2 protein-coding genes are annotated in these 1,588 nt (G+C 71.2%); both read left to right on the top strand.

Annotation, left to right across the window (positions count from 1 at the left end; genetic code table 11):
* A partial coding sequence (locus tag AOK18_RS35135) for a ricin-type beta-trefoil lectin domain protein (RefSeq protein ID WP_157865076.1) occupies nt 1–152 on the top strand: 152 nt, incomplete at its 5' end.
* Nucleotides 153–169: 17 nt separating this feature from the next.
* The coding region (locus AOK18_RS11375; protein WP_055694253.1) for a ThuA domain-containing protein at nt 170–1,588 on the top strand (1,419 nt) is incomplete at its 3' end.

Genomic DNA, 1,588 nt, shown 5'->3' with positions numbered 1-1,588 from the left:
CGCAGAAGTGGGCGCCCCAGCCCGACGGGACCGTCCGCAACCCCCAGTCCGCCAAGTGCCTGGACGCGTCCGGCGGCACCTGGAACGACGGCACTCCCGTCCACCTGTGGACCTGCCACACCGCAACCAACCAGAAATGGACTCTTCCGTAGGAAGGAGGCGACCGCACATGCGCACTCGACTCAAGGCGGCCCTCGGCCTGTTCGCCGGCCTCGCGCTCTGCATGACACCCCAGGCCATGGCCGCGCCCGGTGCCGGTGACCAGCCGGCCGGCGTGTCCCCACGCACGGAGACGGCCTCGCGCCCCGCGCCCGGCCCGGCCGCCGATCCCGCCTACGAGATCCTGGTCTTCTCCAGGACCGCAGGCTTCCGGCACTCCTCCATCGACGACGGCATCGCGGCACTGCGGGCCCTCGGCACGGCCCACGACTTCACCGTGGACGCGTCCGAGGACCCCCGGGTCTTCACCACCGGCAACCTGGCCCGGTACGAGGCGGTCGTCTTCCTCTCCACGACCGGTGACGTGCTCGGCGACGCCCAGCAGACCGCCTTCGAGCAGTACATCCAGGAGGGCGGCGGATACGTCGGCATCCACGCGGCGGCCGACACCGAGTACGACTGGCCCTTCTACGAGGGACTGGCCGGCGCGCTCTTCCACTCCCACCCGGCCGTCCAGTCCGCCACCGTCGAGGTCGAGGACCGCGCCCACGACGCCACCGCCCACCTCGGCGCGACCTGGCAGCGCACCGACGAGTGGTACAACTACCGCACCAACCCCCGCACCACCGCCCACGTGCTGGCCTCCCTCGACGAGGACAGCTACTCCGGCGGGAACATGTCCGGCGACCACCCGATCGCCTGGTGCAAGGACTACCGGGGCGGCCGGGCCTTCTACACCGGCGGCGGCCACACCGACGAGTCCTACGCCGAGCCCGCGTTCCGCCGGCATCTCCTCGGCGGCATCCGCTGGGCGGCCGGCATGACCGAGGCGGACTGCCGCCCCGAGACCGGCTACACACCCCTGTTCGACGGCTCGTCCACGACCGGATGGAAACAGGCCGGCCCCGGGGGATTCACCCTCGCCGACGGCACCCTCACCTCGCACGGCGGGCTCGGGATGCTCTGGTACTCCGCCAAGGAGTTCACCGGCGACTACTCCCTCAAACTCGACTGGAAGGCCGCCGGCGACGACAACTCGGGCGTCCTCATCGGCTTCCCCGCCTCCGACGACCCCTGGTCCGCGGTGAACAACGGCTACGAGATCCAGATCGACGCGACGGACGCGGCCGACCGGACCACGGGCGCCGTGTACGGGTTCCAGTCCGCCGACCTCACCGCACGTGACGCCGCCCTGAACCCGCCGGGGGAGTGGAACACCTACGAACTGCGCGTCACCGGCGAGCGACTGGAGGTCTTCCTCAACGGACGCAAGATCAACGACTTCACCAACACCGATCCCGCGCGCAGCCTCCGGCAGGGCCACATCGGCCTCCAGAACCACGGCGACGGCGACGACGTCGCGTTCCGCGACATCCGCATCAAGACCTCGGGCGACCCGCAGCCGGGCCCCCGGTCGGGTCCGGTCAGG

This window comes from Streptomyces prasinopilosus (assembly GCF_001419695.1).
GTDB classification, from domain to species: Bacteria; Actinomycetota; Actinomycetes; order Streptomycetales; family Streptomycetaceae; genus Streptomyces; species Streptomyces prasinopilosus.
This window is presented reverse-complemented; position numbering and strand designations above follow the sequence as displayed.